Source organism: Arthrobacter paludis (genome assembly GCF_056782315.1).
In genome coordinates, this window is sequence record NZ_JBXAEW010000010.1 from 86,944 (window position 1) to 109,960 (window position 23,017).

A 23,017-nucleotide genomic window follows, 5' to 3' on the forward strand; every position below is an offset into this window, starting at 1 on the left:
TGATGAACACGACCCTGGAACTGATGCCGGTCTCCCAGCTGCGTCCCCACGAGGGGAACGTCCGGCGGGACCTGGGCGACCTGTCGGAGCTGGCGGACAGCATCCGCGAGCAGGGCATCCTGCAGGCCCTGACGGTGGCCCCGCACCCGACCCTGGAGGGCGACTACACGGTGATCGCCGGGCACCGCCGGCTGGCCGCCGCCCGGAAGGCCGGCCTCGACCAGGTGCCGGTGGTCGTGAACCACGGCCTGCGCACGAAGGCGGACCAGATCGCGGCGATGCTGGTGGAGAACCTGCAGCGCGCGGACCTGACCGCAGTCGAGGAGGCCAAGGCCTACGAGCAGCTCGAGCTCGAAGGCCTGGCCGTGAAGGAGATCGCCAAGCGCACTGGACGGGCCCAAAAGACCGTGCGGGAGCGGATGCGCCTCAACGGGCTCTCGGAGGAGCTGCAGTCCCGGATCGAGGGCCACCAGGTGACCCTGGAGAAGGCGTTGGAGGTGGCCCGGTTCGCGGCCCACCCCGAGGTGCAGGAGCAGGTCGAGGCCGCAACCGCCGGCCCCGCCTACAACTGGGACTTCGCGGTCCGCCGCGCCGACGAGGCGGTGAAGTGGAAGACCGAGACCCTGCCGGCCATCACGGCCCGCGCCGCCGAGCTCGGCCTGGAGACCGGCACCCTGCCCGAGGACATGGGCGCCCGGCACTGGATGGCCCGCCAGTTCGGCGTCGAGGTCGAGACGAACGCGAAGTGGGTGATGGAACAGGACGCCGCCAACGGGCTCAAGGCCGACGGCTGGTGCCTCGTCGTCGAGGGCCTCGACCGCCAGGCGTGGCTGCTCCGCGCCAAACCCGAACCCACCGACACGCAGGCGGCGCAGGAACCGTCCCCGGAGGAGGTCGAACGGCAGAAGCACGCCGCCGCCGAGGCCAGGATCCTCGAGGACCTGCGCACGGCAGCCGACGTCGAGGCCGACTGGCTCGCGGACAGGATCGGCGGAAGCGCCCACCTGCCCCCGAACACCATCGGCAGGCTCGGCGCACTCCTCGTCGCCCGGGCCGTCCCCGAGGACACCCTGAACGAGCTCACGGGCCTCGAACCCGGCGACCCCGCCATCGAGAAGCTCTCCGCCTACAACCTCCTGCTCCTCCTCGCCGTCTCCGAGCTGCGCCACCCAATCACCAACCGGTGGTCCTACTCCATGAACCTCGGCTACGACCACGACACCCTCGTCGAATGGCGCCGCATCCGCGACGGGATCCTCGGCTACCAGCCGACCGAGGCCGAGAACGCCGCCGTGGAGCACTTCGGCACCATCCTCAAGACCCGCGAGGAGCAGGAGGAAGAAGCCGAAACCGACCAGGACCCCGAGGGCACCGCCGACGAGGACGGGGACGACCAGTGACCGCGACCGCCGCACCCCGCTCCGCCCTCGAGGCCGCGTTCGTCCGCCACGAAGGCACCCACACCGCCCCCGCCCACCGGCCCGGCCCCGCGGCCCCCCGCGGCGCCAACCCCGCACGGCGCCGCTTCCGGATCGTGAACACCGACTACTCCCCCGTCGGCGTCTGGACCGCCACGACCGGCCGGCTCCAGCGGGTCCGCCAGACGGGTCAGCCGTGGCAGCTCCACGACCGCCTCAAGGGCCAGACCCTGCCCTTCCCCACCGCCGGCGACGCCATCGGGTTTGCCCGCCTGCGCCTCTCCCTCGAACGCATCGTCGCCCGCCAGAACGCCGAGCGCTCGCCGGTGCTGAGGGGGCGCGGCTGATGGCGCAGCACAGGTACGCGCTCACGCTGGCGAAGTCCCCGGACCGGGCGGCGCCCACGAGGGTGCGGCGCACGGCGGCGCTGTGCGCCCAGGAGGGCGCGGACCGGGAGCTCTGGGTTCCGCCGGCCGACAGGGAGAACGAGTACGGGATCTTCCACGAGGCCAAGCGGATCTGCGCCGCGTGCCCGATTCGGACAGTGTGCCTGGAGAAGGCCATGCAGCTCGAGGGCGGCATCCCCACGGCGGGCCGCGGCGCCCTCTGGGGCGGTCTGACCCCGCGCGAACGCTACGACCTCCACCTGGCCCGCCGGGACAGGGTCGCCTGATGGGCATGTTCACCGAATCCGTGGCCTGCTGGCACGGTACGCACCCCGGATGCGACGGCCATGCCCGCGACTGGCTCAACAACCGATCCGGCCCCTGCGCCTGCAAATGCCACACGAAGGAGACGCCATGACCATGCCGATCGAAGAAGGCGCACAGGTGCGCACCATCAACGACTCGCCCGAGCACTGGCCGGATCGTGCCTACCGCAAGGGGCAGCTCGCGATCATCGAGTGCTACGTCAGCGCTGAGGAGTCCGAAGACGGAATGCCCTTCTACTGGGCAAACGACGACCGAGGCAGCCTCATCCTCCGGCCCCAGGACGTGGAACAGTCCCTGTCCGCCCAGCAGGTTGCTGACCGCCGGCCTCCGAAGCTGGCGCAGATCCTCGACTTCCTCGGCAGCGAGCTTCTGGGCGACGGCGAGGGGTTCCGCACCGACGAAACCGATCGCACCGCCGAAGAGGCCACGGTCCACGTCTACGGCAAGACGGACGACGGAATCACCTTCGGATTCGATATCCGCGTCGCCCGCATCTACGAAACGGACTTTTAGCCATGGGAGCACACGGCGCCCAGCTCCCCCACTACGTCACGGTCACCTCCACGCGGGACGAGGACGGCGAGTGGGAGGAACCCCAGGTCGAGTTCAAGTGCCCGTGGCTCTACGGGGCCTGCCACTTCTACCCGTCCTGCGGCTGCGAATACTTCGACCGCCACCACATGGTCGACAACGGGCCCGGCCACGAGCCCGAGCACCACGGCCTCTGCTGGATGGACGACTGGTTCAAGAACGACGGCGCCGTCTACGACGGTGACGACTTCGACGACATGCGCGACAGCTGCGTCCCCCGCGGGATGAACCGCGCCGGCCCCATCGAAGTCGAGTGGGAGCTCGACTACATCACCTGGCACTTCAAGGAGCATGCGTGACTTCCGAGAAGCACGTGATGCAGGAGCTGGTGGAGGACACCACCGACAACACCCGAGAGGACCACTCATGACCGTCACACGCGAGGCGCGCACCCTCACCGACCGCGACGTCGGCCGCACCATCACCTACGCTGGCGGCCCGGCCGGAGGGATCAAGGAAGTCCACCCCGGCGCCGCGCCCGGCCGGGTCTACATCGTCACCAGCACCGGGGCCCTCGGCCTCGCCGGCGACGACCTAGTCCAGGTCACGGGCGCCGATGCTCCGGTCTGCCCTGAGTGCCGGGACGGGAAGCACCGGATCTGCACCGGGCAGGCCCTCGACGTCGGGGCCGACGAGCTGGTCCCCTGCGGGTGCGTTGACGGCCACGGGCAGGAGGCGCTGTGAGCTACGACTACGCGTACGCGAAGAAGTGGCGGATCGAGCGCGAGCGGGGCCTGAAGCGGACTCGGGACGCGACCCGGGTGCGGGAGCGCATCGCCGAGCTGCTGGCCCTGGGTTGGACGCTGCGCGGCATCGGCGACGCGGCCGGCGTCTCGGTCCAGTCCGTGCATTCGATCCACCACGGCCAGCAGGCCAGATGCAAGAACGCGACCCACGATGCGATCCTCAGCCTGCGCCCCGGCAGCGTCTTCGCCCGCCCCATGGCTGCCGGGTTCGTGCCCGCCGTCGGCGCGCGGCGCCGCCTCCAGGCGCTCATGGCCATCGGGTACCGGCACGGCGACATCACGCCCCTGCTCGGTTCCAGCTCGGCGAATCTCCTGCACCATCCCGGGGACCTGGTCAGCCGGGCCAAGCACGACGCCATGGTCCGGGTCTACGACCAACTCTGGGACAAGCCCGGCCCGTCCCAGAGGGCCAGGGACAACGCGGCGAAAGCCGGGTTCCTGCCCCCGCTCGCCTGGGACGACGACCTCATCGACGACCCCACGCACACGCCGGTGCTCGAGCGCCCCCATGGTGATCGCCGGGAGCAGTCCAAGGAGGCGTTCATCGAGGAGGTCGAGTTCCTCCGCCGCACCGGCTCCACCGGCGAGCAGATCGCCGAGCGCCTCGGCTTCAAGGGCTGGAGCGGCCTCGAACGCCGCCTCCACCGGTACGGCCGCGGCGACCTCGCCTCCCGCCTCCGCGCCGGGGAACCCAGGGACACCCAACCCCACACCCGCAAGAACGGCCGCGCAGCGGCCTGACGAAGAGGAGACGCCATGACCACGCGCACGATCTTCGACTTCTGCAGCACAGCCTGCCTCGTCGAGCACATCAAGAAGCAGGGCGGGCAGCCATGATCATCAACCAGACCGCCACCGCCACCGACGCGGCCGGCGAGGCAGCGGGCCGCGCGATCGCCGGCGCCCTGAACACCGACTGGTCCACCCTCACCATCGCCGACCAGACCCAGCTCGCGCTCGCCGGCAGGGCGGCAGTCACAGCGGCGGCCCCGTTCATCCAGTACGTGATGCTCCAGCGCCTCGTCCACGCGGTGCCGAAGTCCCTGCCCGCCGTGGCCGAGTGGCTGCAGCGCAAGGCCAACATCGCCAGAAAGCAGGCCTACGGGACGTGACCGACGACGAATACGACCAGCAGTGGATCTGCCAGGTCTGCGGCGACCAGAAGGTCGTCCCCGGCCTCGCGCGGGACTGCGAACAACGACACGAGGTCGAGACGGACCCAAACAGACATCAGAGCGGAAGGAGCTGAACCACACAGATGCCGTACTTCATGGTCGACGACCAGCTCCACGTCAACCGCAAGGCCACCGCGCTCGCCGTGCGTGCCCTCGACGACGACCTGCTGGGCCTCGCCGCGCTGGGCCTGTGGGGCATGGCCGGCTCGTTCTGCCAGGCTGCCCTCTCGGACGGAAGGATCACGCTCACGGAGCTGGTGAAGATCTCGCTGAACAAGGAAGCGGTCGATCTCCTGGCATCCATGCTGGTCGACGTCGGGCTCTGGCACGCGCACGGCCACGACTGCGAACGCTGCCCCCAGGTCCCGGAGCGCACCTTCGTGTTCCACGACTGGTTCTCCCTCGGCTACGACCGGGGCGAGGACGTCCGGCTCGCCCGGGACAAGCGCAAGGAGCTCAAGGACGCGAAGCTCATCGCCGCCGTCTGGGCCCGCGACTGCACGGACCACCCGAACGCGACCCGCGGCAACTGCCGGTACTGCGGCCGCGAGGTCAAGCGCGCCACCCAGAAGGGCGACCTGCGCCCCGAGATGGACCACATCGACCCGACGAAGGCCATCGGACCCGTGAACGTGGTCCTGGCCTGCGCCGAGTGCAACCGCAAGAAGGGACGCCGCACCCCGCAGCAGGCAGGCATGACCCTGCGCCCGGCTCCGGAACGCGCCGCCGTATCCGCCCCCGTCGAGACGCGCTCGCCCCTCGTGGCCGCAGAGCAGGACACTCCGGGAGCGTCGATCGCGCGCGACACCGTCGAGCCGGCACAGGACCACGCCGCCCGCTTCAACGCGAGGATCGGCCCCCCGCCCTCAGCGGCCGCCAGGATCGAAACACCGATCGAATCCGATCCACGCACCGGATCGGGCCCGGTATCGGAGCCGGAAGCTCTCCACGGGCGTATGCGCGGGGACGCGCGGGCTGGCAGGGCAGGGCAGGGTTTAAGTACTGGGTTAGAGACAGGGTCACCACAGGGTCAGCCCGCGCCCTCCGATCCCCCGCAGCCCAAGTCCCGCCGTCGCAAGCGTGGCGGGAAGGGCAAGCCCGCTGGGACTGGTGCCCGGGCTGGGGCTTCGCCTGCTGTGGCTGATGGTGGTCCTGCTCCCGAGGTCTCCAACGGCGGCCGGTTCGGTTCCCCGTGGCATGGCTGGCAAGGCAGACCCTCGGAAGTCGTCGAGGAGACCACCTGCCAGGACCACGGCCAGCCCATGCCGTGCCGGCCGTGCCAGGACTCGGCGGTGGACCAGTGACCCCGAACCCGCTCGAGCAGCAGATCCTCAGCTGGCCCGAGCAGGAGTTCCAGGACCAGGTCATCGCCGCGGCGCAAACGCTGGGCTGGCGGCACTTCCACACCTACGACTCCCGGCGCTCGCCGTCGGGGTGGCCGGATCTGGTCCTGGTGAATGTCCGGCAGGGCCGGCTGCTGTTCCGGGAGCTGAAGACCGAGAAGGGCCGCGTGTCGGCGGCGCAGGAGGTTTGGCTGGCCCATCTGGTGGCGGTCGGTCAGGACGCCGGGGTGTGGCGGCCGAGGGACTGGGTGTCGGGTCGGGTGCAGCGTGAGCTGGCCGGCCCATGAGGGGCGCCTTCCTGGACCGGTGCCCGCTCGGGCGGCGGTGTTGGGGATGCATCAACTTGGCAATGGCGAAGGAGGAGGGGCGCGATGCCGACGAGCTTGAGAGGGAAGACGATGGCCGGGACTGACTACCGGGCGAGATTGCGTGAGCTCGTGGACCGCATGACCAGGACGACCAAGCAGGTGGCGGTGTGGCAGGACGAGGACGGGCGGACACGGCGCCGGTTCTACGATGCGCCGTCGCTGCTCGCGCAGCTGCGCGCCGAGTTCCGTCCGAGCATGGAGACGGGAGGTGGTGGCGGTGGCGGGGTAAGCCCGGGCGTCCCGCTCGCTCTGGACGCCCTGGACCTCGAGGTGCGCATCAGTGATGAGGTGGCGCAGCAGGTGTGGCTCGTGCGCGATGCGACGTGGCGTCCGGGCGGGCGCACGCTGGAGGACCGCATCCGCTACTGGGCGCAGCGCGTCGAGCACGACGAGGCAAACGCTCGCGAGTGCATGAAACTGCTGGCCGGCTGGGCGCTGGACATCGAGTACCTGTTCGAGCCGCCCCGGCAGGTGGCGCTGCACATCTCCTGCCCCGAGTGCGGCGAGTACTTCGCCCGGGTCGAGGAGGCGGGAGAGACGATGCGCCGGCTGGCGATGGTCACGTTCCTCGGCAGCGTGATGGTTACCCGGTGCGGCGCCTGTGGCGGGACGTGGACCGGGGACGAGATCCACGCCCTGGCCCGGGGCGCGCTGCCCGCCACGCCGACGGGCGCCGCGGAATGACAGCCGTGTAGTTTCTCGCCTATCCTGAAACCACTTACCACTCCTGTATCCAAAACCAGGAGGCAGAGGCCCGGACCAGCAGGTCCGGGCCTCTCGCGTGCGGGGAGGTGGCACGGTGTCCCGACTGCGGGTCTGCTCCGAGCCCGGCTGTCCCGAGCTCGGGCCCGGCACCAGATGCGACACGCACCAGCGGCAGCGGGAGCAGCGGCGCGGCAGCGCAAGCCAGCGCGGCTACGGCCCGGCGCACCAGCGCAAGCGGCGCGACATCGAGCGCCGGGGCGTCGAGCACTACCGGTGCGGCAGGTGCGGTGCCTGGTTCGAACCGGGCGAGCCGTTCCAGCTCGGCCACACCGACGACCGCCGCGCCTGGTCTGGTCCCGAGCACCTGCGATGCAACCTCGGGGCCGCGGGACGCGCCTCCCATGCCGTATTCGAGCAGCCTTCGACCGCCTCCGCCGAGGGGTGGGGGGCACCCCCGGCCGACCGGGAAGCGCCGGACCGCCGGGGAGGGCTCTAGATGGTCTGGCAGGTTCAGTAGATTCCGTGAAACCCCTAGTCAGGTTCAAACTTCCGGGGTCTGTCAGGTTCAAACGAAGCCCCGGAAGGAGGTCGCGGAATGGCCCGGATCTACGGCCACGAAATCGAGCTCGAGGAGCCGGACGACGATGCCGTCGTCGTCGACGTGATCGTCCTCGCCCGGACGGTCCGGAGCACGAGCGCCGGCAGGCTCGAGGACATGCTCCTGGTCAGCACCACGGACCAGACCACGGGCATGGTGCAGCAGGGCATGATCACCCACGCCGTGTCCTGCCTGACCGACAACGACGACTACGGCTCGTAGCAAGACCCCCACTGGAGGAGCCGGCGCGATGCCGGCCCCGATTCGCCGCGCGATGCGGCAGGGAAAGCAGGTGGAACCCCATGCCCCGAGGCGGAGCCCGCGTCAACAGCGGACCGGCGCGCGACCCGAACGCGCTTCGTCGGACCCGCAAGGACGACCAGCAGCAGTGGACCCTCCTCCCGGCCAAGGGGCGGCCCGGAAACGCGCCGGCGTGGCCGTTGGAGAAGTGGCGGGAGCTCGAGCGGATGAAGCCCGCCGAGGAGCGGAACGACGCCGGGGCCCGCGCCCTCGACAAGCGGGAGCTCGACGTCTGGCGCCAGATCTGGAAGACCCCTCAGGCCACCGCCTGGGAGCGGCTCGGCTGGCTGTACGACGTCGCCCTGTACGTGCGGCTCCTTGTCCAGGGCGAGCGCGGCAGTCTCAAGGCCGCCGGCGAGGCCCGCCAGTGGTCCGACCGGCTAGGCCTCTCCCAGACGGCCATGCTCCGCAACCGCTGGAAGATCGCCGCCGACGAAGTCGGCCAGCGCCGCGAGGAGCGCCGCGATGAGAACGCCGGCGCTCGCCGGCCGTCCTCGCGCGACCGGTTCACGGTGGTGCCCAGTGGCACCGGAGGCTGAGCGGTACGTCGTCGACTTCCCGACCCTCGGGTTCCTCGCCGCCGACTGGATCGCGGCCCACTGCCCGGTCCCCACCGGGTTCCGGCGCGGCCAGCCGTTCGTCATGAGCGACTGGCAGCTCTGGTGCACCGTCAACCACTACCGGATGAAGCCCGCGGCCCGTTGGGTTCCCGAGCAGCCCGTGTTGGCGCCGGCCTTCCACAACCGGCGCTCGCAGGTCATCGCTCCGCAGAAGACGGGCAAGGGGCCCTGGTTGGCGTCGGTGACGCTGAACGAGGCGAAGGGGCCGGCCCTGTTCGCGGGGTGGGCGCACGACGGCGAGGCGTGGGACTGCCTGGATTGGGACTGCGACTGCGGATTCGTCTACGAGTACCGCGAGGGCGAGCCGAAGGGCATGCCCTGGCCGACTCCGCTGATCCAGCTGTTCGCCTCCTCCCAGGAGCAGGTGGACAACACGTACGGCCCGCTCAAGGAGATGGTCAAGCACGGGCCGCTGGCGGAGCATCTGCGCGTCGGCGAGGAGTTCACGCGCATCGGCGAGGACGGCAAGATCGAGTCGGTCACGTCCTCGGCGCTGTCCAGGCTGGGCGCACCGATCACGTTCGCGGGCTTCGACGAGACGGGCACGTGGACGGAGTCGAACAAGCTCAAGGGCGTCGGCAGGACGGCCCGCCGAGGCCTGGCGGGCATCGGCGGGCGCAGCATCGAGACGACGAACGCCTACGACCCGGGCGCGAACTCGACCGCCCAGGAGACCCGGGAGTCGCGGGCCCAGGACATCTTCCGGTTCTACCGGGAGCCTCCGGAGGGCCTGAAGTTCAAGCGGGCGCGGGACCGCCGGAAGATCCTCGAGTACGTCTACGAGGGCTCCCCGTGGGTGGATCTGGACGGCATCGAGGCCGAGGCACTGGAGCTGATGGAGAAGGACCCGGAGGAGGCCGAGCGCTTCTACGGGAACATCCTGGTCCAGGGCAAGGGAGCGTGGATGCCCGAGGGCCTGTGGTCCTCGACGGAGTCCGTGGCCGCGGTGCAGGGGGTGGCGTAGTGAGGATCTGCCTCGGGTTCGACGGCTCGGACAAGAGCGACTTCACGTGCATCCGGGCCGAGACCGTGGGCGGGTGGCAGTTCACCCCGACCTTCGGCCCCGACCGGAAGCCGACGATCTGGGACCCGGCCGAATACGGCGGCCGGATCCCGCGGGCCGAGGTCGACGCCGCTGTCGAGGAGCTGTTCACGACCCACGAGGTCGAGCGCATGTACTGCGACCCGCCGTTGTGGAAGACGGAGATCGAGGGCTGGTCCCTGAAGTACGGGGAGAAGCGCGTGATCCAGTGGGAGACCTACCGCCCGGCGCCGATGCACGCCGCGCTGGAGCGGTTCATCGTCGACCTGAACTCCGGGCAGCTCACGCACGACGATTGCCCGGTGACGGCCCTGCACGTGGGCAACGCCCGGATGTTCGCACGCACGAACCAGCGGTACATCATCCTCAAGCCGTCCGAGCACCAGAAGATCGACGCCGCGGTCACGTCCGTCGTCGCGCACGAGGCCGCTTGCGACGCCCGGGCCGCCGGATGGTCGGCCTACTACCAGCCCCCGGTGGGCGTCTCGACCGCAGCCTACGGATTCAACTAGGAGGTGCCGTGGACGTAGCACAGGCCCGCGAACACCTCGAGCTCGGCGAGCACGAGCTGCGCCAGCGGGAGAAGCCCTGGGACAAGATCGAGGACTACCTCAAGGGCGACCAGGAACTCCCCTACGCGCCCGAGGGAGTGAACGCCGAATACGAGCAGCTGCGCAGGATGGCGATCGCCAACTGGATGGGCATCGCCGTGTTCGCCCCCACCCAGCGTCTCCAGGTCGACGGCTTCCGCACCGGACGCAACGAGAACGCCGACGAGGCCGCCTGGAACGAGGTCTGGCAGCCCAACCGGCTCGACTCCCGCCAGGGCATCGTCTTCCGGGACATGTACGCCCACGGCCGCGGCGTCATGTCCGTCTCCGCGGACCCCGCCCGGCGCAGGACCCCGAGGATCCGGCCCGAGAACGCCCGCCGCGTCTGGATCGGCAGCGACCCCGAGGACCCGTTCACCCACACCTGGGCGGTCAAGATCTTCACCACGGCCGAGCGCCCGCCCTCGGGCCTGATCCTCCCCAGCAACGTCCAGGCCGGCGGCCGGACGAAGCACGGCTACGTCTACGGTGTCGAGGACTGGCACCGCTTCGTCAGCGTCGACTCCGCGTTCGGGGGAAAGTGGGAGCACGCCGGAAGCGGCAAGCACGGCCTCCGCGAACTCCCCTTCGTCGCGTTCGACTACAACACCGACAGCGATGGGAACCCCCGCTCCGCGGTCGAGGCGCTCATGCCGCAGCAGGACGCCATCAACACGATCCGCTTCAACGCCCTGCTGGCCATGCAGTTCTCCGCCTACCGCCAACGGATCATCACAGCCTACGACCCCGTCGTCCGCGACCAGAACGGCCACCCCCTCATCAAGCGGGACAAGGATGGCCAGCCGGTCCTGGACGGCAACGGGCTCCAGATCCCCGTCACCCGCTCCCCCGGCCGCTTTGGCGTCGACAGGGCCCTGGTCTTCCCCGGATCCGAGACGAAGGTCTACGACCTCCCGGAGTCCAACCTCGACAACTACGTCAAGGTCCTCCAGGAGTTCCTCACGGACTTCTTCGCCACGGGGCAGATCCCACCGCAGTACCTGCTCTCCCGCATGGCCAACCTCTCCGGCGACGCGCTCGCCGGAGCGGAGTCCACGCTCCAGTCGCTCGTGAAGGACCTGAAGCGGGCGGCCGGCGAGTCGCTCGAGCAGGTCATGCGCCTGGCCAACCGGGCGCGTGGCGAGTCCCACGAGGACAACACGTCGGAGGTCATCTGGGCGGACACGGAGCCGCGCAGCTTCGCGCAGATCGTGGATGCGATCGGCAAGCTCATCGTCTCCGGCATGTCCCGCGAGGACGCCTGGGCGATGCTGCCGGGCGCCACCCCGCCGCGCGTGAAGGACTGGGTGGCGAACTCGGACCGGGACCGGGACGCGGCTGACGCGGCCATGAACGCGATGGCGGACAAGCTGGCCGCCACGGCGCCGTGACCGACTACCCGGAGGGAGCCCGGCAACACGACAACGCGATGCGCGCACTGGTCCTGCTGGGGCTGGCGGCGGCACGCCGGGCGTGGCGCCGGGTGTCCCTCCGGGACCTGGACGCGAGCTGGGCCGAGACCGCCGCCCCGTTGGAGCTCGAGCTACGGGCACTGCAGGTCCGGGCCGCCGCGGAGGGCGCCTCCTACGGGGCGTCCACGCTGGCCCAGCAGGGCGTGTACCGGGCGCCGGACGCGTTCGTGGACCCTGCCGGGTTCGCCGGGCAGGCCGCCGACGGGCGGCCCCTGGCGTCGCTGCTGTACTCGCCCGTGACGCAGGTGAAGGCGGCCATCGCCGGCGGCATGGCGCCGCCCCGTGCGCTGGAGCTCGGCCGGGACCGCATGGACAGGATCGTGCACACCACGGTCTCGGACACCGGCCGCGCGGCCGCGGGCGTGGATACGGCGGCGCGGCCGACGGTGTTCTACACGCGGATGCTCGCCCCGCCGTCGTGCGCCCGGTGCGTCATCCTCGCGGGCCGGGTCTACCGCTGGAACGCCGGGTTCCTGCGGCACCCGCGCTGCGACTGCACGCACGTGCCGACGGTGGAGGACCGGGCCGGGGACCTGCGCACGGACGCCTACGCCTACTTCGGCTCCCTCACGGAGGCCGAACAGGACAAGGCGTTCGGCCGGGCCGGCGCCCAGGCGATCCGCGACGGCGCCGACGTCTCCCAGGTGGTCAACGCCCGCCGCGGCATCAAGCCCGGCGGGCTGATGACCACCGAGGGCACAACGCGGCGGGGCGCGTTCGGCCAGTCCGAGACCGCGCGGCAGACCCGCGGCCGCCGGCTGACGCCGGAGGCGATATACCAGCTGAACGGCAACGACCGGGCAGGGGCCCTTCGGGACCTCGAACGCTACGGGTACATCCTCCCCGGCGGGCAGAACCCGCTGGGCTCCATCGTCGGCCAGCGCCAGGGCTACGGCCAGCTCGGCCACGGAGGCGCCTACGGCGCGGCGCGCAAGCGGATCGAGGACGCGATCAAGCACGGCCGCGACCCGAACGTGCGCGCGACCATGACGGCCGCCGAGCGGCGGCTGTTCGACGCGAAGGCTCGATGGGAGCTCGTCCAGCGGGGCGTGAATCCCTTCGGAAACCCTGCGCTGTCACCGCGGGAGGCCTACTCGGCCGGCCCGCTGACACCGCGGATAGCAGCGGACGTGGAGAACCACTACCGGAAGATGCTCGCCTCCCGGGGCGAGGTCTTCACCCGCTGACCCAACCGACCAGCCACGGGGCGCGAGGCCCCGGGCTCCGACCTCTGCGATAGGGGAACACCATGAACAAGCGCCTGAGCAAGGCCGCGGCCACCGCCGGCAGGACGATCCACGGGATCGACCCGTACGCACCGGGGGGCGTGGACCGGCTGATCGACTTCCACCGCCGGTTCTGGGGCGACGCCCAGATGAACGCCAACGCTGGCGGCGACGGCGGCCAGGGCGGCACCGGGGGCGAAGCCGGCGGCGACGGCGGGGCGGGAGCTGGCGGCAACGCTGGCGCCGGCGCGGCTGGCGGCCAGGGCGGCGCAGGCGCCGGTGAGGGCGGTGACGGCGACGAGAAGCTCGGCGAGCCCGGCAAGCGCGCCCTCGAGGCCGAGCGGGCCACGGCTCGGCAGCTGAAGCAGGATCTGGCCGCGCGCGACGCGCGGATCAAGGAGCTCGAGCAGGCCGGCCAGACCGACGAGCAGCGCCGCCAGCAGGAGCTGGACAGCCTGCGCACGTCGGACAAGCAGAAGGACGCCACGATCCAGACGCAGGAGCAGACGCTCATGCGCTACCGGATCGCGGCGCAGAAGGGTCTGGACCTCGAGGCGGCGGAGCGACTCCGTGGCGCCACTGAGGAAGAGATCACCGCCGACGCCGACGCGTGGATCGCCAAGTGGGGCACGGCCCCCGGCAGCGGACACGTCCCCGGCGCCGGTGCCGGCGACGCCGGCAAGGTCGATGCCCGCCCCGGCCTGGACCGGATGCGGCAGGCGTACTCGTCCTCGAAGTAGCAGCCCCGTAGGGAACAGCCCTCGGGTCGTCCAACCACCACGAAAGGAAAGCCGACATGGCTGTCACCCTTGCTGAGGCGGCGACGCTGTCTCAGAACGACCTCCAGCGCGGCGTCATCGAGACGTTCGTGCAGGCCTCCCCCCTCCTCGACCGACTGCCCCTGATGGACATCGAGGGCAACGCCTACGCGTACAACGCCGAGGCGACCCTGCCCAACGTCGCGTTCCGTGCCGTGAACGAGGCCTACACCGAGTCGACGGGCACCGTCGTCCAGCGGACCGAGACGCTCTCGATCCTCGGCGGCGACGCCGACGTGGACCGGTTCATCCAGCAGACCCGCTCCAACGTCAACGACCAGCGCGCCGTGCAGACGGCGATGAAGGTCAAGGCCGCGTCCTACAAGTTCCAGGACACCTTCTTCAACGGCGACGTCACCGTCGACGCGAAGGCCTTCGACGGCCTGAAGAAGCGCCTGGTCGGGGCGCAGGTGCTCGACGCGGACGTCAACGGCATGGGCATCGTCTCCGCGGGCCACGACTTCCTGGACGCGCTCGACGCCCTCGTCGCGGCCGTTCCGGGCATCAACGGGACCAACGGCGCGATCTACGCCAACTCGGCCCTCCTGGGCAAGCTGACGTCGTCCCTGCGCCGCCTCGGCGGCGCGGACTTCATCCGCGAGGACCTGACCAACAAGCGGGTCCTCACCTACAACGGGATCCCGGTCCTGGACCCCGGCCAGAACCTGGCCGGATCCGACGTCCTGCCCCAGACCGAGACCCAGGGCACCGCCGCCGGCACCGCCTCCTCGATCTACGCCGTGAAGTTCGGCCAGGACGAGGGCGACCAGGCGGTCACCGGCCTCACCAACGGCGGGGTCATGGTCGACGACCTGGGCCAGCTCCAGGAGAAGCCGGCCCTCCGTACCCGCATCGAGTTCTACTGCGGCGTCGCCAACTTCGGCGGCCGCGCCGCCGCGCGCCTGCGCGGCGTGCTCAACTCCTAGGCCAGGAAGGAGAACCCCATGGCCACCCTCAAGAAGGAGGCGGCGGAGACGAAGCTCGACTCCGACGTCACCAAGCCCTCCACCACCGCCCCCGGTGACGGTCCGGCCGACACCACCGATCCCGAGGAGCGGGCCCAGTCGGTGCCGCCCCAGCCCGACGAGGAGGCCCAGAAGGCCGGCACCGTGAACGCGGTCAAGCCGGCCCCGCGGGCCGCCACCGCCTCGCGGGCCCGGCGCAAGGACCGGATCGAGACCTACACCGCGGCCCGCCCCGACGGCACCGAGGTGACCGTCGAGCGCAACATCGAGACCGGCGAGTCCAAGGTCAAGTAGCCGCCCCGCGGCAGGGAGGAGGACGCCATGGCAGCCATCAGCATCACCCCCGGTGAGATCGAGGCGGTCTGGCGTCCCCTCTCTGCCGCCGAGCGCAACGTCGTGGCCGGGCTCTCCACCGAGGCGTGGACGCGTCTCCTGGCAGTCCAGTCCGACATCGAGGCCGACCTCGCGGCCGGCGACATCAGCGAACCCGCAGTCCGCTCGGCCATGATCTCCATGGTCCTCCGGGTCCTGAAGAACCCCGACAGCGTCCGCACTGTCAGCAAGACCTACGACGACTGGTCCAAATCCCAGACGCTCGACAACTCGGTCTCCACCGGGGAGCTCTACGTAAACGACCACGAGCTCCGGCTCGTCACCCCGGCCTCCCCGGTCCCGGAGTACGGCGCCTACTCCGTCTCCCTCTGGGGCGACGCATGATCCCCTACGACCACGCGGCGCTCGCCGAGGGGCAGGAGGCCGCGAGGGCCTCCATGCGCGAGACCTGCACCGTCGCGCGCCCCACGGGCGAAGTCGCCACCGACCCCGAGACCGGACGCGACGTCCCGGTCGCCACGGCGGTCCAGGTGGAGGGCATCTGCCGGGTCAAGCTCGTCGGCGTCGGGGCCGTCCAGGAAGACGCCGCCGGGCATGTGTACACGATCGGGCGCCCCGTCATCGTTCTCCCCCTCGAAGATCCGGTCCAGGCAGGCGACCTCCTGACCATCACCACCGTGCCGGCCGCGGGCGACCCGCCGCCGGCCGTGCCCGCCGGGACCGTGTTCCGGCTGACCGCCCCGGAGCGGGCATCGTTCATGACCGCACAGCGCTGGGCAACCGAGGAGCTGATCGCATGAGTGTGGACACGTCCCAGCTGGACCGGCTCGCGCACGACCTCGGCCGGGTCCCTGCCAAGCTGGCCACGCGGATCCTGCCGATCATGCGCAAGACCGGCGCCCAGGTGAAGCGACGGATGCAGGCGGACCTGAACGCCTCCACGCACTTCCGCAGCGTCGCCCGCTCCGTCGACTACGAAGTCACCACCAGCTCGTTCGGGGGCGCCTCCACCGTGACAGTGGAGATTGGGCCCAACGCCCACCGTGCCCCCTCCGCCGCGCTCGCCGGTATCGCCTACTTCGGAACCTCCCGGGGTGGCGGCACCGTGCGGGACCCCATCGTGCCGATGCGCGAGGAGGAGCCGATCCTGCTGGGGTACCTCGAGCTCGCGGCGGAGGGGCTGCTGTGATCGAGCTCTACGACGCGGTCAAGGCACTTGTCCCGGCCCCGGTATCCGTGCACCTCTTCACGGCCAAGCTGTCCAGCACCCCGAGCGTGGAGGACTTCCCCTACCTGCTGCTGGGAGGCAATGCCGGCTGGGCGTTCTCCGGGGACCGGCCCGAGGACGACAGCCTCGAGGCGGAGGCCGCCAACCTGGAGATGCGCGTCAGGGCGACGCTGGCCGCCACTTCGCCGGGCTCGCTCAACTGGCTGATCAATAAGATCCGCCCCTCGCTCGCCGGGGCCGCGCCAAGCGCGCCCGGCTGGCATTGCTCCGCAATGGAGCAGCAGCCCCTGCTGGATATCCAGCCCGACCGGGACGTGAGCCTCAACGGCAAGCATCCCTTGTTCCTGGTGGACGAGTACGTGTTCACCGCCACCCGAACCTGAAAGGCAACGCAATGCCCGACACCCAGTTCGTGGACGCCTACTCGAAGTCCACTGGAAAGCAGCAGCGCATCCCGAAGTCGTGGCTGGCGATCGACCGCCCGCCGTTCAACGACTTCACCACCGAGGACCCCTCCGCGGCGCAGGACGCCGCGACGGAGCCCGAGGCCCCTGCCGCCGACGAGAAGCCCACCACGACGGCCCGTGAGGCCGGGAAGAAGAAGGAGGCCCGCTGATGAGCGGCGTTCGCACCCTTGCCAAGGGCAAGACCAAGTACACCCTGCTCCTGACGGCCCCGGCCGACCCGGGGGCGCCGACCGTCACCGAGCTGGCCGCGGGCATCGACATGTCCGCGGACATCCTCACGTCGGACTTCGCCTGGAGCGCCGCCGACTCCGCCACCGTCTCGGAGGACGCCCTGGAGGACGAGGAGACCGTCGAGATCTTCGACGCCTCCACGTACAACCTCGGCATCACGCTGTGGCGTCGCTTCGACCCGGACACCGGCGCCCCTGACCCGGCCCGCGAGGCCGGCTGGGCCGCTCTGAAGACCAAGGGCGCCGAGGTCTACGGCTACGCCCGGGAGACCGGCAAGAAGTCCACCGAGCCGTGGGCGCAGGGTGACGAGATCTACCTCGGCGGCCTCGTCGCGGTGGACAACCCGCAGCGCCTCGACGGGACGGGCTTCATCAAGCGCCGCGTCCCCATGCGCAACCGGACGATGTACAACAACATCGTCGTCGGCCCCGCCCCGGCCGCGTGGGCCGCGTCCACCGCCTACACGCTGGGCCAGCGCGTCACCCTCGCGGGCGGACAGGTCCTCGAGGCGACCACCGCCGGTACGTCCGGCACCACGGAGCCCACGGCTCCGGCCTCCGTCGGCGGCACCGTCACCGACGGCACCGTCACCTGGACGCGCGTCTCCTAACGCGCCCCGGGGCAACGACCGGGTGGCGGCGCGTGAATGGGCTCCGCGCCGCCACCCCACCCACCCGAGCCCAACCGTAGAAGTGGAGCCCATCCCATGACCGAGAACCACACCCCCAAGACCTTCGACGTCGACGCCTGGATCGCCGGCGCCTCCCGCCCCACCCGAGCCGTCTACCTCACCCAACGCGGCGATCTGCTCGCCGAGATGGACCGCCTCGCCCACAAGATCAGCCTCGCCGACGCCACCGAGGGCCCCGCCGAGCACACCCTCGAGGACGGCGACGACGCCGAAGCCCTGCGCTACCAGTACGCGGCGCTCGCCGAGGCGTACTCCTCGTCGGCGCTGGAGGTCCGCCTGCGGGCCTTGGACGACGACGAGTGGCAGGAGGCACTGAAGTCCGCCGTGAAGGCGGGCAAGAGCCACGAGGACGTCCACGAGATGACCCTCTGGACCGTGGCGGCCGCGATCCTCGAGCCGGCCCTCGGTGTCGAGGACCTGCGCCGGATCCGCGAAGCCGTCGGCCAGGCGCAGTACCGCAGCTTGGTGGAGGCGTACAACGAGCTCAAGGCGGGCCTGGTCGAGCCGAGCGCGGATTTTTTGCCGAGTGCCTCTTCGAGCCAGGATCCCGACGAGTCCTAGCGGGGCTGAAGGCGTCCGCCTTGTACGGGCGGGCGCCGTCGGCGTTCCTGGGGGGCCGGGACTGGGGGCGGCGCGACCACCTGCTGGCGTTCGCCTACCAGCTGTATCTGGACCTGAGGTGCCCGGTGTGCGGCGGGAACATGGCCGAGTGCCGGAACGAGGCCAACGCGGGCCTGTACGAGGTGCAGGAGACCATCTGCCACCGGAAGGCCGCCGTGGACGAGCGCACCCGGCAGAAGGGCTTCAAGCCGGAGCCGGGCCAGATGTTCTACGCGGCGCCGATCGACGACGAGCTAGTCGCGGGGTCCGGAGCGGTTCTCTACGGCGGCCAGGAGCCGCCAGAGGTACCCGATGAGCGCGACGCCGAGCCCGAGGACGAGGCCGCCCCGGCCTGATCCGTCGGCGTTCACCATCAGGCCGAGCAGGCCGAAGAGGGCGATGGCCAGGCCGATGGCGATGACCCAGGACCCGGGCTTGCTTGCCTCCCGCTTTTCGGACATGCGCCGATCGTATCCCGAAGGAGGTCACCGTGGCTGATCGCCGGGTGAAGGTTATCTACGAGGCCGAGAACACGGGCCTGGTGAAGGCGACCAAGGACGCCGCGAAGGCGACCGAGGAGCTGAAGAAGAGCAGCCAGGAGGCCGGCAAGGCAGTCGACGAGCGGGCGAAGAAGATCGCCGTCGTCGCGGAGGCGGACCAGCGCGCGGCGAAGGCCGCGGGGCTGCTCTACGACCAGTCCGGGCAGCTGGTCGACTCCAACGGCAAGGTCCTGTCCTCGGCCCAGGCGGCGGCCCACGGCGTGGAGGCGTTCTCCCAGGCCGTCTACCTGGCCGGCTACGAGTCGGAGCAGGCCGCGGCGAAGGAGGCCAAGGCCGCTGCCGACGCGGCCGAGGCGACGAAGAAGCGCCAGGAGGCCATGCAGTCGCTGGCCCCCGCCGTCACGGCGGTCGGCGTGGCCACGGTGGCTGGCATGGCGATTGCCACGACGGCGGCCGCGAACTTCGACAAGGCCATGTCCTCCGTCGAGGCTGCGACCCACGCCGGCGGGATGGAGATGCAGGCGCTGCGGCAGGCCGCGATCGACGCGGGCGCCGACACCGCGTTCTCGGCCTCTGAGGCGGCCGGCGCCATCGAGGAGCTGGCGAAGGCCGGCGTCTCGACGGCGGATATCCTCGACGGCGGCCTGAACGGCGCGCTGGCCCTCGCGGCCGCCGGGAACCTCGACGTGGCGAAGGCCGCGGAGATCTCCGCCTCGGCGTTGACGCAGTTCAACCTCGAGGGCTCCGAGGTCCCGCACGTCGCCGACCTGCTGGCAGCTGGTGCGGGCAAGGCCCAGGGGTCCGTGGAGGACATGGGCGCGGCCCTGAACCAGGCCGGGCTCGTCGCATCCCAGACGGGTCTCACGATCGAGGAGACCACGGGCGGCCTCGCGGCGTTCGCCTCGGCCGGTCTGACCGGCTCCGACGCCGGCACGTCGTTCAAGACCATGCTCCAAGCGCTGACTCCGAACTCGGAGAAGGCGGCCGAGACCATGGAGGCCCTGGGCCTTTCGGCCTACGACTCCCAGGGCAACTTCATCGGTCTCTCCGAGTACGCCGGACAGCTCAAGTCCGCGCTCGCCGGGATGTCCGAGGAGCAGCGCAACGCCACCCTGGAGACGATCTTCGGCTCCGACGCCGTCCGCGCGGCCTCGGTCCTGTACGAGCAGGGCGCCGAGGGCATCCAGAAGTGGGAAGACGCGGTCAACGACGCGGGCTACGCCGCCGAGACGGCCGCGATCATGCAGGACAACCTCGCGGGCGACCTGGAGAAGCTCGGCGGCGCGATCGACACCGTCCTGATCCAATCCGGATCGGGCGCCAACGAGGCCCTGCGCGGGCTCGTGCAGGGCCTCGAGGGGATCGTCGACACCATCGGCACGATCCCCGCAGACGTCCTCTCTGTGGCGGGTCTGATCGCGGGGATCGGTGGAGCCGCTGCCATCGCCGGCGGCGGCCTGATCACCGTCCTGCCGAAGATCGCCGAGACCGGCGAGGCCCTGAAGAACATGGGGTTCGACGCGGACAAGGCCGACAAGGCTACCCGCCGGACGTCCAAGGGCATCGTCGGGCTGAGCAAAGCGGCCGGCGTCGCCACCGTCGCGCTGATCGCCCTCGACGTGGCATCCCGCATCGCCGGAACCGGACTCGACGACCTCGGCACCGTCGAGGACGTCGAGGCGGAGATCCTCAAACTCGGCACCGGCTCCGAGTCCGCGGCCGCAAAACTCGACGCCCTCGCCACGGCGTCCGGGTCGGGCGGCGCCGGGATCAGCGGACTCGGACACGCGCTGGAAGTCGCGAACAACAACGACTTCCTGAAGTTCCTCGACAGCGCGGGCTCCCTGTTCGGGATCTTCGACTCCGAGGCGGAGCTGGCGCAGGGCGCGCTGAGCAACTACGACGGCGCCCTGTCCTCGCTGGTCCAGTCGGGCAACCTCGACGAGGCCGCCGCCGGGTTCCGCCGCGCGGCCGAGGCCGGCGCCGAGCAGGAGCTCTCCGTCAAGCAGGTGGCCGAGTCCTTCCCCAACTACATCAGCGCCCTCCGGAACACCGCCGAGCAGCTCGGCGTGAACGTCTCCGAGCAGGACCTGCTGAAGTGGGCCATGGAGGGAACGGCCCCCGCCGCGGTCACCGCCGCCCAAGGCGCCGAGGAGCTCGAGGGCGCGCTCGCCGAGGTCGGGGTGACGACCGAGGGCGTGGTCGAGGACATGGCGACGTTCCTCGAGCAGCTCTTCCAGGCAGGCATCCTGACCATGGACTCCCGGGACGCGGCCGCCGCGTACCAGGAGACCCTCGACTCGGTTGACGATGCGGTGAAGGAGATCGCCAAGGGCGAGATGGGCGCGGCCCTGAACAAGGCCAAGACCGATTTCAACCTCTCGACCGAGGCCGGGCGACTCGCCAACGAGACCTTCCAGGGTCTCGCGCGCGGCGGCATGGCCGAGGTCGAGGCGATGGCGGCCGAGGGCGTCGGGCAGGATCAGCTGCAGGCCAAGCTGTCCAAGACCTACCAGGACCTCGTCGCGTCGGGCCAGGCGTTCGGCCTCTCCAAGGAAGCCGCGGCCGCGCTCGCCCGCGAAGTCCTCGGCGTCCCCGACGGCGTGAACATCTCCACCTGGATGGAGCAGACGGCTAAGGCCACGGCCGAGGAGACGAAGACCGCCGTGGAGGCGATCCCCGGGTTCAAGCTCGTCTCGGTCGCGGTGTCCGAGCACGGAACCGCCGGATCGGTCCAGGCGAAGGTCGACGCCGTCACCGGCAAGACCACCTACGTCTTCGTCACCGACGACGGGACCACCGTCGGAGTCCAGCAGCGCATCGTGAACATCGACGGCGTCCAGCGCACCGTCTGGGTTGGCGACGACGGCACGGTGTACGGGACCCAGCAGGACATCAACGCCATCCACGGCAAGGGTGTCACCGTAACCGCCACCGCCCAGACCGGGGCGGCGGAGAGTGAACTCAACCGCACCGCCCGCGACCGGGTGTCCACGATCACCCAGAACGTGATCACCCGGTACCGGTCCGAGGGCCGTGACAACCGCGCCGCCCAAGTCGAATCCCGCGTCTACGGGCAGGGCATGCTCGCCGGTGGCGGGCGCGCCCGCCTGCGCGGGTACGACAAGGGCGGGCGGCTCCCGTACACGGGGTTGGGCACGGACATGATCCTGGGCGTGACCTCGGCCGGCCAGCCGATCGCGAACGTGGACGACGGCGAATGGGTGATCCGGGAGCGGTCATCGTCGAAGTACGACCGGGCGCTGGCCCTGATCAACGAGGACCACCCGAGCATCCACCACCTGGCCTCCTACGCCACGGGCGGGCAGGTGAACGCGGTCCCGGCGCCGGTGGCCATGGCGGCACCGGGGGCTGCCGGCGCCGCCCGGCCGGTCGTGTTCGAGCGTGGCGCGATCCAAATCAACGGGGTCGGGGACGATCACATCGCCCGGGTCCTGGAGAACCGACTCGCTTGGGCGCTGCGGAACAGCTAACGGAAGGAGGCCCGCGTGGACGTGGTGCTCGGAACGCATGTGTTTCCGCTCGTGCTCGGCGACGGGACCCGGATCACGGTCCGGAACATCACCGGCTGGCTCGGTGACCCCGAAGAGGTCCGCAAGGATGCCGTGGCCAGGGTGGGCGCCGCCGGAGACTACCCGGCCCCGGCCGACCCCGGGCCGCGGTACATGACCCTGAAGGGTTCGGTTTATGCGGCCACACATGAGGGGCTGCACGATGCCGAGCGGCTGCTGAGCACATTGTTCTGGGACGGCGCCTTGGAGCTCACGGTCTCCGGCCACGGCCCCGCCATGTCCGCCACGGTGGAGATGGAGTCCGGGATGCGCTGGGCGGACATCGGGAGCAGGCAGGCGCAATGGGAGCGGGACATCAAGGCCCCGGACCCGCGCAAGTACGGGCAGCTGCGGGTGTTCGAGGAGGACGCCCGCACCAGCGTGCAGGTCTTCCACGACGGGAACTACCCGGCGGTGCCCCAGATCGAGGTCCGGGGGTCGATGACCTCGGGGTTCACGGCTTGGGGCACCGGAGAGGATGCCTACACGGTGACGGAGACCGTCAATAGCGGCGAGGTGTTCCTGGTCGACTTCGGGACCGGGCTCCTCTACAAGGACGGGGCCGTGGCCTACGGGAAGACCGGGGCCTACACCGAGCTGGCCCGGGTGCGCCCGTACGTTTCCCGCGCCGCCAACGTCATCCCCGCCACATCGGGGGGCATCGGCATCTACAAGGTCATGGTCAGGGACACCTGGATGTAGGAG

Annotated in this window: 32 protein-coding genes; all 32 read left to right on the forward strand. The window is 70.7% G+C overall.

From position 1 onward, the window contains the following. Positions 1-2 precede the first annotated feature (2 nt). The 32 genes from AC1Q5D_RS10095 (at position 3) to AC1Q5D_RS10250 (ending at position 23,014) form a co-directional block, all read left to right on the forward strand. Complete coding sequence (locus AC1Q5D_RS10095; protein WP_481738464.1) at positions 3-1,400, forward strand: ParB/RepB/Spo0J family partition protein; 1,398 nt, start codon at positions 3-5, stop codon at positions 1,398-1,400. Further along, the gene (locus tag AC1Q5D_RS10100) at positions 1,397-1,765 is read left to right on the forward strand and encodes a hypothetical protein (RefSeq protein WP_481738465.1); all 369 of its coding nucleotides are present in this window, start codon (positions 1,397-1,399) and stop codon (positions 1,763-1,765) included. Before AC1Q5D_RS10095 ends, AC1Q5D_RS10100 begins: the two co-directional genes overlap by 4 nt. Continuing rightward, complete coding sequence (locus AC1Q5D_RS10105) at positions 1,765-2,091, forward strand: WhiB family transcriptional regulator (RefSeq protein ID WP_481738466.1); 327 nt, start codon at positions 1,765-1,767, stop codon at positions 2,089-2,091. The genes AC1Q5D_RS10100 and AC1Q5D_RS10105 overlap by 1 nt, the downstream gene beginning before the upstream one ends. 127 nt (positions 2,092-2,218) lie before the next feature. Next, positions 2,219-2,644 (forward strand): hypothetical protein, encoded by a 426-nt coding sequence (locus AC1Q5D_RS10110; protein WP_481738467.1) that lies wholly within the window; start codon positions 2,219-2,221, stop codon positions 2,642-2,644. A gap of 2 nt (positions 2,645-2,646) precedes the next feature. Beyond that, positions 2,647-3,021, forward strand: coding sequence for a hypothetical protein (locus AC1Q5D_RS10115; protein WP_481738468.1), 375 nt, complete (start codon positions 2,647-2,649; stop codon positions 3,019-3,021). A gap of 67 nt (positions 3,022-3,088) precedes the next feature. After that, positions 3,089-3,406 (forward strand): hypothetical protein, encoded by a 318-nt coding sequence (locus AC1Q5D_RS10120; protein ID WP_481738469.1) that lies wholly within the window; start codon positions 3,089-3,091, stop codon positions 3,404-3,406. After that, the gene (locus tag AC1Q5D_RS10125; RefSeq protein ID WP_481738470.1) at positions 3,403-4,209 is read left to right on the forward strand and encodes a hypothetical protein; all 807 of its coding nucleotides are present in this window, start codon (positions 3,403-3,405) and stop codon (positions 4,207-4,209) included. The genes AC1Q5D_RS10120 and AC1Q5D_RS10125 overlap by 4 nt, the downstream gene beginning before the upstream one ends. A gap of 92 nt (positions 4,210-4,301) precedes the next feature. Beyond that, the gene (locus AC1Q5D_RS10130; RefSeq protein ID WP_481738471.1) at positions 4,302-4,580 is read left to right on the forward strand and encodes a hypothetical protein; all 279 of its coding nucleotides are present in this window, start codon (positions 4,302-4,304) and stop codon (positions 4,578-4,580) included. Then, positions 4,577-4,717, forward strand: coding sequence for a hypothetical protein (locus tag AC1Q5D_RS10135; protein WP_481738472.1), 141 nt, complete (start codon positions 4,577-4,579; stop codon positions 4,715-4,717). The genes AC1Q5D_RS10130 and AC1Q5D_RS10135 overlap by 4 nt, the downstream gene beginning before the upstream one ends. A gap of 9 nt (positions 4,718-4,726) precedes the next feature. After that, a complete protein-coding gene (locus AC1Q5D_RS10140; RefSeq protein WP_481738473.1) occupies positions 4,727-5,947 on the forward strand; it encodes an HNH endonuclease in 1,221 nt (406 codons plus the stop codon). Beyond that, positions 5,944-6,273, forward strand: coding sequence for a VRR-NUC domain-containing protein (locus AC1Q5D_RS10145; protein ID WP_481738474.1), 330 nt, complete (start codon positions 5,944-5,946; stop codon positions 6,271-6,273). Before AC1Q5D_RS10140 ends, AC1Q5D_RS10145 begins: the two co-directional genes overlap by 4 nt. A gap of 111 nt (positions 6,274-6,384) precedes the next feature. Then, positions 6,385-7,038 (forward strand): DUF7341 domain-containing protein, encoded by a 654-nt coding sequence (locus tag AC1Q5D_RS10150; RefSeq protein ID WP_481738475.1) that lies wholly within the window; start codon positions 6,385-6,387, stop codon positions 7,036-7,038. Positions 7,039-7,153: 115 nt separating this feature from the next. Next, entirely contained in the window at positions 7,154-7,555 is a 402-nt protein-coding gene (locus tag AC1Q5D_RS10155; RefSeq protein ID WP_481738476.1) for a hypothetical protein, read from the forward strand. Between the two features lie 99 nt (positions 7,556-7,654). Beyond that, positions 7,655-7,879, forward strand: coding sequence for a hypothetical protein (locus AC1Q5D_RS10160; RefSeq protein ID WP_481738477.1), 225 nt, complete (start codon positions 7,655-7,657; stop codon positions 7,877-7,879). Between the two features lie 80 nt (positions 7,880-7,959). Further along, positions 7,960-8,496, forward strand: coding sequence for a hypothetical protein (locus tag AC1Q5D_RS10165; protein WP_481738478.1), 537 nt, complete (start codon positions 7,960-7,962; stop codon positions 8,494-8,496). Next, positions 8,480-9,541, forward strand: coding sequence for a terminase (locus AC1Q5D_RS10170; protein WP_481738479.1), 1,062 nt, complete (start codon positions 8,480-8,482; stop codon positions 9,539-9,541). Before AC1Q5D_RS10165 ends, AC1Q5D_RS10170 begins: the two co-directional genes overlap by 17 nt. Beyond that, a complete protein-coding gene (locus AC1Q5D_RS10175; protein ID WP_481738480.1) occupies positions 9,541-10,131 on the forward strand; it encodes a terminase in 591 nt (196 codons plus the stop codon). The genes AC1Q5D_RS10170 and AC1Q5D_RS10175 overlap by 1 nt, the downstream gene beginning before the upstream one ends. Positions 10,132-10,139: 8 nt before the next feature. After that, positions 10,140-11,600 (forward strand): phage portal protein, encoded by a 1,461-nt coding sequence (locus tag AC1Q5D_RS10180; protein WP_481738481.1) that lies wholly within the window; start codon positions 10,140-10,142, stop codon positions 11,598-11,600. A gap of 38 nt (positions 11,601-11,638) precedes the next feature. Beyond that, positions 11,639-12,868 carry a hypothetical protein gene (locus AC1Q5D_RS10185; RefSeq protein ID WP_481738482.1) on the forward strand — a complete coding sequence of 410 codons (1,230 nt, stop codon included), beginning with the start codon at positions 11,639-11,641 and terminating at the stop codon, positions 12,866-12,868. A 62-nt stretch (positions 12,869-12,930) separates the two neighbouring features. Beyond that, the gene (locus tag AC1Q5D_RS10190; protein WP_481738483.1) at positions 12,931-13,647 is read left to right on the forward strand and encodes a hypothetical protein; all 717 of its coding nucleotides are present in this window, start codon (positions 12,931-12,933) and stop codon (positions 13,645-13,647) included. A gap of 56 nt (positions 13,648-13,703) precedes the next feature. Then, the gene (locus AC1Q5D_RS10195) at positions 13,704-14,651 is read left to right on the forward strand and encodes a major capsid protein (RefSeq protein ID WP_481738484.1); all 948 of its coding nucleotides are present in this window, start codon (positions 13,704-13,706) and stop codon (positions 14,649-14,651) included. Between the two features lie 18 nt (positions 14,652-14,669). Beyond that, the gene (locus tag AC1Q5D_RS10200; protein WP_481738485.1) at positions 14,670-14,984 is read left to right on the forward strand and encodes a hypothetical protein; all 315 of its coding nucleotides are present in this window, start codon (positions 14,670-14,672) and stop codon (positions 14,982-14,984) included. Positions 14,985-15,011: 27 nt separating this feature from the next. Continuing rightward, positions 15,012-15,407, forward strand: a complete 396-nt coding sequence (locus AC1Q5D_RS10205) for a hypothetical protein (RefSeq protein ID WP_481738486.1) — start codon at positions 15,012-15,014, stop codon at positions 15,405-15,407. Next, positions 15,404-15,823, forward strand: a complete 420-nt coding sequence (locus AC1Q5D_RS10210) for a DUF6093 family protein (protein ID WP_481738487.1) — start codon at positions 15,404-15,406, stop codon at positions 15,821-15,823. Before AC1Q5D_RS10205 ends, AC1Q5D_RS10210 begins: the two co-directional genes overlap by 4 nt. Beyond that, positions 15,820-16,212, forward strand: a complete 393-nt coding sequence (locus AC1Q5D_RS10215; protein WP_481738488.1) for a hypothetical protein — start codon at positions 15,820-15,822, stop codon at positions 16,210-16,212. The genes AC1Q5D_RS10210 and AC1Q5D_RS10215 overlap by 4 nt, the downstream gene beginning before the upstream one ends. Beyond that, positions 16,209-16,634 (forward strand): hypothetical protein, encoded by a 426-nt coding sequence (locus AC1Q5D_RS10220; RefSeq protein ID WP_481738489.1) that lies wholly within the window; start codon positions 16,209-16,211, stop codon positions 16,632-16,634. Before AC1Q5D_RS10215 ends, AC1Q5D_RS10220 begins: the two co-directional genes overlap by 4 nt. An 11-nt stretch (positions 16,635-16,645) precedes the next feature. Further along, entirely contained in the window at positions 16,646-16,867 is a 222-nt protein-coding gene (locus AC1Q5D_RS10225; protein ID WP_481738490.1) for a hypothetical protein, read from the forward strand. Beyond that, the gene (locus AC1Q5D_RS10230) at positions 16,867-17,559 is read left to right on the forward strand and encodes a phage tail tube protein (RefSeq protein WP_481738491.1); all 693 of its coding nucleotides are present in this window, start codon (positions 16,867-16,869) and stop codon (positions 17,557-17,559) included. Before AC1Q5D_RS10225 ends, AC1Q5D_RS10230 begins: the two co-directional genes overlap by 1 nt. Before the next feature lie 96 nt (positions 17,560-17,655). Continuing rightward, positions 17,656-18,201, forward strand: coding sequence for a hypothetical protein (locus tag AC1Q5D_RS10235; protein WP_481738492.1), 546 nt, complete (start codon positions 17,656-17,658; stop codon positions 18,199-18,201). A 20-nt stretch (positions 18,202-18,221) separates the two neighbouring features. After that, on the forward strand, positions 18,222-18,596 hold the full coding sequence (locus tag AC1Q5D_RS10240; protein ID WP_481738493.1) for a hypothetical protein: 375 nt from the start codon (positions 18,222-18,224) through the stop codon (positions 18,594-18,596). Between the two features lie 134 nt (positions 18,597-18,730). Beyond that, a complete protein-coding gene (locus AC1Q5D_RS10245) occupies positions 18,731-22,234 on the forward strand; it encodes a phage tail tape measure protein (RefSeq protein ID WP_481738494.1) in 3,504 nt (1,167 codons plus the stop codon). Between the two features lie 15 nt (positions 22,235-22,249). Continuing rightward, positions 22,250-23,014: a hypothetical protein gene (locus AC1Q5D_RS10250; protein ID WP_481738495.1), complete on the forward strand. Its 765-nt coding sequence runs from the start codon at positions 22,250-22,252 to the stop codon at positions 23,012-23,014. Positions 23,015-23,017: the final 3 nt, after the last annotated feature.

Excerpts from the sequence above, each read along its gene's own strand:
- AC1Q5D_RS10095 (WP_481738464.1), top strand. The coding sequence starts at position 3 with ATGAACACGACCCTGGAACTGATGCCGGTCTCCCAGCTGCGTCCCCAC.
- AC1Q5D_RS10105 (WP_481738466.1), top strand. The coding sequence starts at position 1,765 with ATGGCGCAGCACAGGTACGCGCTCACGCTGGCGAAGTCCCCGGACCGG.
- AC1Q5D_RS10110 (WP_481738467.1), top strand. The coding sequence starts at position 2,219 with ATGACCATGCCGATCGAAGAAGGCGCACAGGTGCGCACCATCAACGAC.
- AC1Q5D_RS10115 (WP_481738468.1), top strand. The coding sequence starts at position 2,647 with ATGGGAGCACACGGCGCCCAGCTCCCCCACTACGTCACGGTCACCTCC.
- AC1Q5D_RS10120 (WP_481738469.1), top strand. The coding sequence starts at position 3,089 with ATGACCGTCACACGCGAGGCGCGCACCCTCACCGACCGCGACGTCGGC.
- AC1Q5D_RS10130 (WP_481738471.1), top strand. The coding sequence starts at position 4,302 with ATGATCATCAACCAGACCGCCACCGCCACCGACGCGGCCGGCGAGGCA.
- AC1Q5D_RS10140 (WP_481738473.1), top strand. The coding sequence starts at position 4,727 with ATGCCGTACTTCATGGTCGACGACCAGCTCCACGTCAACCGCAAGGCC.
- AC1Q5D_RS10150 (WP_481738475.1), top strand. The coding sequence starts at position 6,385 with ATGGCCGGGACTGACTACCGGGCGAGATTGCGTGAGCTCGTGGACCGC.
- AC1Q5D_RS10160 (WP_481738477.1), top strand. The coding sequence starts at position 7,655 with ATGGCCCGGATCTACGGCCACGAAATCGAGCTCGAGGAGCCGGACGAC.
- AC1Q5D_RS10165 (WP_481738478.1), top strand. The coding sequence starts at position 7,960 with ATGCCCCGAGGCGGAGCCCGCGTCAACAGCGGACCGGCGCGCGACCCG.
- AC1Q5D_RS10185 (WP_481738482.1), top strand. The coding sequence starts at position 11,639 with ATGCGCGCACTGGTCCTGCTGGGGCTGGCGGCGGCACGCCGGGCGTGG.
- AC1Q5D_RS10190 (WP_481738483.1), top strand. The coding sequence starts at position 12,931 with ATGAACAAGCGCCTGAGCAAGGCCGCGGCCACCGCCGGCAGGACGATC.
- AC1Q5D_RS10195 (WP_481738484.1), top strand. The coding sequence starts at position 13,704 with ATGGCTGTCACCCTTGCTGAGGCGGCGACGCTGTCTCAGAACGACCTC.
- AC1Q5D_RS10200 (WP_481738485.1), top strand. The coding sequence starts at position 14,670 with ATGGCCACCCTCAAGAAGGAGGCGGCGGAGACGAAGCTCGACTCCGAC.
- AC1Q5D_RS10205 (WP_481738486.1), top strand. The coding sequence starts at position 15,012 with ATGGCAGCCATCAGCATCACCCCCGGTGAGATCGAGGCGGTCTGGCGT.
- AC1Q5D_RS10210 (WP_481738487.1), top strand. The coding sequence starts at position 15,404 with ATGATCCCCTACGACCACGCGGCGCTCGCCGAGGGGCAGGAGGCCGCG.
- AC1Q5D_RS10215 (WP_481738488.1), top strand. The coding sequence starts at position 15,820 with ATGAGTGTGGACACGTCCCAGCTGGACCGGCTCGCGCACGACCTCGGC.
- AC1Q5D_RS10225 (WP_481738490.1), top strand. The coding sequence starts at position 16,646 with ATGCCCGACACCCAGTTCGTGGACGCCTACTCGAAGTCCACTGGAAAG.
- AC1Q5D_RS10230 (WP_481738491.1), top strand. The coding sequence starts at position 16,867 with ATGAGCGGCGTTCGCACCCTTGCCAAGGGCAAGACCAAGTACACCCTG.
- AC1Q5D_RS10235 (WP_481738492.1), top strand. The coding sequence starts at position 17,656 with ATGACCGAGAACCACACCCCCAAGACCTTCGACGTCGACGCCTGGATC.